A 5,916-nucleotide genomic window follows, 5' to 3' on the forward strand; every position below is an offset into this window, starting at 1 on the left:
TAAGTGTAAACCGTAGTGCAATTCTTCCACACCCTTACGAAGATTATTGACCATTTCAGCTAATTCACTATCTAACTCTTCTTTAGTCTTGCCTGTTAATATTCTATATGCTTCCATTATTTCCCTGGCCTTTTCCTCTGCTTCTTGGTTTTTATCTGTCAGTCAGGATGCCATTTCAATGCAAATCTGTGATATTCTTTTTTAATCTCTTCTGCGCTTGCATTCTCTGGTAATTCTAGTATTTCAAACGCTTCCTTACGTGTTTTTGCTCACCCCTTTTTATTGAACATAATATATTATAGTAGCAAGAAAACAAAATAAAAAATGAGAGCCCTTTCTTGTCATCCAATTCGGTGACATCCAAAGTAGCTCCCTTTGGTGTCATCCCTGTACCTTCCCTTTTTGTCATCCCAGTACTGGGTAATGGTGTCATCCCAGTGCGTGACACTGGGATCTAATATACAATGCAAGTAGCCCCTTTCTTGTCATCCAAGTACTGGGATCCAGTTTAGTAATTAATATTAAAAAATGCACTAATCCGAAAAAAAGGCAAAATGATCCCTGGTTATTGTCTATTTCCAGTATCGGCGTTCTTTTAGTCTTAAACACTGCAATTTATCTGCTTTTAACTGCAGCTAACCTTAGCTTTAATGTTTAAGAAATTGACTAAGCAGAAAAAAAGGCAAGAGAATCCCAGAGCAGCTAGTATTCAAATTCTCCCTTGTTCTATTTGACGTTCTATACTGTCTTAAACGACTTACATGTATAAGCGCGTTTCAGCTTGTATAGGCAAAAACCCAGGAATTTTATAAAGACATGGAGTGCACATAGTGCAAAATTTTAAACATGAGACGCCAAATACAAAGTTTCCTTTGTCGTTTTAATCTGCATATTGCGAAGATAAATCAATAGCTTCAGTATCATAGTAATGAGATTGAAGGGGGTTGTCAAGGAGATTTTTGCAATGTGCTGCTATGCAAGATTTTCGTAATAGCAGAGTATTTTAAACATAAAATACTCTTTGCCAAATGCTTCAAATGCGCTACTTTTATTCATTGATTAAAAATTTTAAATTTTACTATCCCTTCTGCTGATCTTATCTTTGATTGCCAAGTTCATTGAAATTGGTATTTCTGTACCTAGCTTTCCAGATATAGTGCGCTATTTCGATGTATCAGAAGGTAGAATTCAATTAACTATTGCTTATAATTTCCTAGGCTTTTGCATAGGAGGGCTATTTTTGGGCCCATTGTCTGAATGCTATGGCAGAAGAAGAATTATGATCATAGGCAACACATTGCTATTAATCGGTGCTGTTGGCTGTGTTTTTTCCCCATCAGTTTTTTGGCTTTTAATCTCTCGCTTTATTCAAGGCACTGGTGTAAGCACGTCTGTAGTTGTGTTTGCAATTGTTGCAGATAGCTATAAAGGTGACGAAGCGGTGAAATTCTATTGTCACAGTTGTCATGGCAATTGCGCCGGTTTTAGGCAGTTTTATCAATGAAATTGTGGGGTTGCGTGGCGACTATGCAAGTGTTGCAATAAATTGTTTAATCTCTTGGATTCTGCTGCTTTTTCTGTTACCTAAAACAAAAAAGGATCGTGATTCTTTTAGTTTAAGAAAGATGATGAAAGAGTACAGGAAGCTATTATTGAGTTCAAAGTTTATGGCTCCATCTTTGATAATGAGTCGTTTCTCTGCTGCTTATATGTCGTTTATCACTTGTGGATCTTTTTTGTATATGGAAACTTTCGGTTTATCTAGCGTTATTTATGCACTACATCAAAGTGCAATAGTTGGATCCTTCTCAATCATTAGTCTATTTGCTGACAAAATTTTGCAGAAACTTGGAGCAATAGGGTGTGTAATTTCCAGTACGAGTGTGATCATTATTGGGTCTCTATTGCTTTTGATATTCAGCGTAACCATGTCCCATTCCTACTACTTAGTAACGCTATCTATGATTATTTTTTGTATCGGTCGTGGAATTTGCCAGGCAGTGCTTTTTAATGCATCAATAAATGGTTTTCCTGAAATTAAAGGTACAGCTTCTTCTGCAGTTTCATTCATTATTCTTATTGGCTTAACGAGCGATGTTTATAACGGTCAAGCAGACAACGCAGCTATTCTTGTTTTTTCTGCGGTAGTGTTAGGTTGCTGTTTATTTATTGTTTTCAAGGTCTGGAGAGAAGATCTATAACGACAATTATATATCTCTTCAGTTATCGTTATAATGTGCGTTGGCGCTTTGCTACTGGCTCTGTAATTACTTCTTCTAGTTCATTAAACTTTTTTAATATTGAGAGTTGAAGGCTATTTGATAGCTGTTCTCCAGTTACCCAATAAATCAACTCATCCATTGACTGATTATCTGACTCTGAAAGCATATCTTGATATTCTTCCGATTTTAAACTCAAATTAACTGTGGGAGGTTCTATTTCGTATTGATCGGTTGTCTCTTCTAATGTCGCAGAGTTTGGAAGGAAACTTGCAAAATTATTTAATGTTAAAAGTCCATTCTGAATAGTCTTCTTTCTTTGCCTTAACAACCTACTATCTGTATTAGAATTCTTGCATTAGATTTTTCTGTTTAGGCTTCCTTTTATCATTTGAATAAAAACGCTCGAAAATGTGCTTAGCACTAACTGTCGATCTTATCTCTAGGTATATCTTGTAATCGTCTTTTTGCTGAAGATTAAGTTGACTAAACAGAGTGTTGAATAAAGTATTGGATCGATAAAAAACAGCATCCAATGTATTAAACGCAAAGCCTTGATCTTTTTTGAGTAGATCATAAAACATGCTAACAGCTTGATATTTTGCCATTGCATTCAGTACGCTGGACGTAACAATAGCATCACCCATCAGTTTTACTATGTGAAGGTAGCACTGTTTATGGTGATATGTAAGGATATCAAATATCTTCTTAAATTTGCTTATTTGTCCATTATGAACCAGGCTATTTAAACTTTCCACCACTTCATTGTGTATGTCACTAGTACTGTTACGCATTTCTTTACCATCACTATTAGTTGACATTGTATTAATATCTATAAATAAATCAATAGAAGTATAAAAATAATTATTATATTTCAGCTATAAAGAGGCTGGTATTGTGGGGCCTCTGTAAAAAACTTGGAAAACACTACAATACAGTATGCATGTACCTGCACGCTAAGTGAAATATTGTGGTTCAAAAGATCATATTAACTCACTCCCGCTAACCTTTCTGCTTCGTTGCGTGAAATTAATGCCTCAATGAACTCGTCTAGTTCGCCCTCTCTTTTATAATTTGCTCTAGCCGGTGTGAAGTTAGATTAATTCTGTGGTCTTTTATTCTCGATTGTGGAAAGTTATAAGTTCTAATACGTTCAGAGCGGTCTCCAGAACCGATCTGGCTTTTTCTCATTGTTGATCTTTCTGTTTCTTTTTTTTTTGTCTTTCAATTTCATACAATCTTGCTCTCAATGCTTTCAGAGCTGTAGCTTTATTTTTATGCTGCTATTTTTCATCTTGCTGTATCACAACTATTCCTGTTAACAGGTGAGTAACTCTTACTGCGCTGTCAGTTGTGTTGACTGACTGCCCTCCAGGACCGCTAGACCTGTAAACGTCTATTCGTAAGTCTTTCTCTTCTATTTTAAAATCGACTTCTTCAACTTCAGGTAATATTGCAACAGTAGCTGCTGAAGTGTGCAGCCTTCCCGAGGATTCAGTTTCAGGTACCCTCTGCATCCTATGTACTCCTGATTCAAATTTCAGTCTTGCGAAAACTTCTCCATTAACAAGTGCAGAAGCTTCCTTATAGCCACCTATACCTGTGCTAGAGATACTTATTGGCTCAAACTTCCAACTTCTTCTTTCTGCATATTTTTGGTACATGCGAAATAACATTGCTGCAAATAATGCCGCTTCTTCTCCCCCTGTGCCTGCTCTGATTTCTAGTATTGCGTTTCTTGAGTCATCTTCATCTTTTGGCAGTAGTGCTAACTTTAGCTTGGTTTTTACTTCTGGCAGTAACATTTTTTGCTTTTCAAGGAGTTCTTCTTTTGCTAACTCTTTTATATCGTATTCACTATTTTCATCTTTTATTATTTCCTCTAAGTCTAAAATTTCTTCTTTCAGCGTGTTGTATTCATCAATTACCTCGATAATTGGTCTGAGTTCAGAATATTCTTTTGAAAGGTTGATAAATTCTTTTTGACTTAAGTTGGTAGGATTTTCCAATTTTCTTTCTATATCATTAATTTTTTCCTTTAAGTCTTGTAAGTTATTTTCCATGTCCATACAGCTTAGTTTAACTACTAAAATGTATACTTGAAACAAATTTTTTTTTATCAAGCGATAACATTATAATATACATACTACCTTAGATACCTATTTATACCTATTTCTATAAAATAATGGCAAGGGAACAAAGGCAATTTTATGTTTGGACTTCAGACATACAATCATTACCAGATGAATCAATTCCAGAGATTGCGTTTGCCGGTAGGTCAAATGTAGGAAAATCCAGTTTAATTAACTTGCTGATAAACAGCAAAAACGCTGCCAGAGTTTCTTCTAAGCCTGGGTACACTAGACAAATAAATTTTTATACTCTATGTACAATGATAAGTTCAGGCTTGGGTATGGATATTCTCATACAAGCAAGAAAGAAACAAAGCAATACTTAGACCTTGTTGAATATTACTTAATTCAGAGAAGAAGCTTAAAAAGAGCGTTTGTGCTGATAGACAGCAAATTAGGACTAAAAGAAATAGACAAAGACTTTATTTATTGATTAATATATAATAATATTAACTTTGATGTTGTGCTAACAAAAATAGACAAGGTAAGCCAAGAAAATCTCGATGCTATTCTAGAAAGCATTAAAAATGGGTTGATAACGAAAGTGTATCAATTCATCGAATAAGCACTTGCATGAAGTGTAAAATAAATAAGGTAAGAGATGAATTTTTCAAGTTTACAAGATAAATGAATGAAGAACAGTGAATTTTCTAATGATAAGATATCATTTGGACAAAGAGGAGAAATATTGCTTGAAGTGCTATCTAATATACCCAACTTTGTAGGCGAAACTTTTGTCATCAAATGCAGCAACGTGACAATCTCAAATGAGATACTGTTCAATACTATTGTGCATAATGTTGTCTTGTTGAAACAGATTGGCATAAATCCAGTTATAGTCCATGACGGAGAGCGTGAAATTAATTCTGTACTAAAACCCTTAGGCCTGGGTAGTAAGTTTGTGAATAATATCAGATTTACAGACAAAGATACTATGAAAATCATTGAAATGGCGTTATGTGGCTCAGTTAATAAAAAAAATTGTTCAGTGCATAAATTTTGCTGGTGGTTCGGCTATTGGATTATGTGGAAAAGATGACAACCTAATCAAAGCCGAAAAAGTAAGTACTACGCTTAGGGAAAATCGATAAAACAATATCGAAAGAATATTAGACATGGGATTTGTTGACCAATTGAAATCAATCCTGATATATTATTCTTTATTGAAGAATTAGATTTTATACCAGTTATTGAACCTATTGGCCATGGAAGAAATGGGGAAACATATCACATCAATGCCGATAGTGCTGCAAGTGCAATAGCAATTGCAGTTTCTGCATCTAAACTGATAACCTTTAGTGATACAGAAGAAATAGATAAAATCGGTGATAGGAGAATATCTGTTAAAAATTTAAATGCGTCGATTAAATGCGGTAAAATTAGGGGAGAAAGACTTATTTAAAAGCTTATAGCATGCATTAAAATGGTGGAAGAATGTGCTGGAACTGCTCATATAATTGATGGCGGCGTACCTAATATTATAGTTGATATATTTACTGAGAATAATTCGAGTGTATCGATTGTGAATGATTTATAGTTGAACATTGATTGCACTTTCGCGAACA

General features: G+C 34.7%; 11 protein-coding genes and 1 pseudogene. 6 read left to right on the top strand and 6 right to left on the bottom strand.

Annotated elements, in window-relative coordinates; genetic code table 11:
- Positions 1 to 158: 158 nt before the first annotated feature.
- Both HET73_RS09690 and HET73_RS05625 read right to left on the bottom strand, forming a co-directional pair.
- Positions 159 to 242 carry a DnaJ domain-containing protein gene (locus HET73_RS09690; RefSeq protein ID WP_174134160.1) on the bottom strand — a complete coding sequence of 28 codons (84 nt, stop codon included), beginning with the start codon at positions 240 to 242 and terminating at the stop codon, positions 159 to 161.
- Positions 236 to 433 carry a hypothetical protein gene (locus tag HET73_RS05625; RefSeq protein WP_174134157.1) on the bottom strand — a complete coding sequence of 66 codons (198 nt, stop codon included), beginning with the start codon at positions 431 to 433 and terminating at the stop codon, positions 236 to 238. Before HET73_RS05625 ends, HET73_RS09690 begins: the two co-directional genes overlap by 7 nt.
- 669 nt (positions 434 to 1,102) lie before the next feature.
- Here HET73_RS05625 and HET73_RS09940 point away from each other — a divergent pair.
- Positions 1,103 to 1,504, top strand: a complete 402-nt coding sequence (locus HET73_RS09940; protein WP_255453541.1) for an MFS transporter — start codon at positions 1,103 to 1,105, stop codon at positions 1,502 to 1,504.
- Positions 1,467 to 2,201, top strand: a complete 735-nt coding sequence (locus tag HET73_RS05630) for an MFS transporter (protein ID WP_281356042.1) — start codon at positions 1,467 to 1,469, stop codon at positions 2,199 to 2,201. The genes HET73_RS09940 and HET73_RS05630 overlap by 38 nt, the downstream gene beginning before the upstream one ends.
- Before the next feature lie 28 nt (positions 2,202 to 2,229).
- On the opposite strand, the gene HET73_RS05635 is transcribed toward HET73_RS05630, so the two are convergent.
- The 4 genes and pseudogenes from HET73_RS05635 to HET73_RS09945 all read right to left on the bottom strand — a co-directional run bounded on the left by HET73_RS05635 (position 2,230) and on the right by HET73_RS09945 (position 4,580).
- Positions 2,230 to 2,550: a hypothetical protein gene (locus tag HET73_RS05635; protein WP_174134158.1), complete on the bottom strand. Its 321-nt coding sequence runs from the start codon at positions 2,548 to 2,550 to the stop codon at positions 2,230 to 2,232.
- Between the two features lie 13 nt (positions 2,551 to 2,563).
- Positions 2,564 to 3,040 carry a hypothetical protein gene (locus HET73_RS05640; RefSeq protein WP_174134159.1) on the bottom strand — a complete coding sequence of 159 codons (477 nt, stop codon included), beginning with the start codon at positions 3,038 to 3,040 and terminating at the stop codon, positions 2,564 to 2,566.
- 167 nt (positions 3,041 to 3,207) lie between these two features.
- Positions 3,208 to 4,288, bottom strand: a pseudogene (gene prfA, locus HET73_RS05645) (peptide chain release factor 1).
- A gap of 139 nt (positions 4,289 to 4,427) precedes the next feature.
- On the bottom strand, positions 4,428 to 4,580 hold the full coding sequence (locus HET73_RS09945; RefSeq protein WP_410543560.1) for a hypothetical protein: 153 nt from the start codon (positions 4,578 to 4,580) through the stop codon (positions 4,428 to 4,430).
- On the opposite strand from HET73_RS09945, the gene HET73_RS09950 reads away from it, so the two are divergent.
- The 4 genes from HET73_RS09950 (at position 4,522) to HET73_RS08480 (ending at position 5,753) form a co-directional block, all read left to right on the top strand.
- Positions 4,522 to 4,677: a hypothetical protein gene (locus HET73_RS09950; protein WP_410543559.1), complete on the top strand. Its 156-nt coding sequence runs from the start codon at positions 4,522 to 4,524 to the stop codon at positions 4,675 to 4,677. The genes HET73_RS09945 and HET73_RS09950 overlap by 59 nt on opposite strands.
- Complete coding sequence (locus HET73_RS09955) at positions 4,605 to 4,784, top strand: hypothetical protein (protein WP_410543561.1); 180 nt, start codon at positions 4,605 to 4,607, stop codon at positions 4,782 to 4,784. Before HET73_RS09950 ends, HET73_RS09955 begins: the two co-directional genes overlap by 73 nt.
- A gap of 198 nt (positions 4,785 to 4,982) precedes the next feature.
- Positions 4,983 to 5,390: an amino acid kinase family protein gene (locus HET73_RS08475; protein ID WP_246210198.1), complete on the top strand. Its 408-nt coding sequence runs from the start codon at positions 4,983 to 4,985 to the stop codon at positions 5,388 to 5,390.
- 123 nt (positions 5,391 to 5,513) lie between these two features.
- A complete protein-coding gene (locus HET73_RS08480) occupies positions 5,514 to 5,753 on the top strand; it encodes an amino acid kinase family protein (protein WP_343033092.1) in 240 nt (79 codons plus the stop codon).
- Positions 5,754 to 5,916 lie beyond the last annotated feature (163 nt).

It is taken from the genome of Wolbachia endosymbiont of Atemnus politus (genome assembly GCF_013309895.1).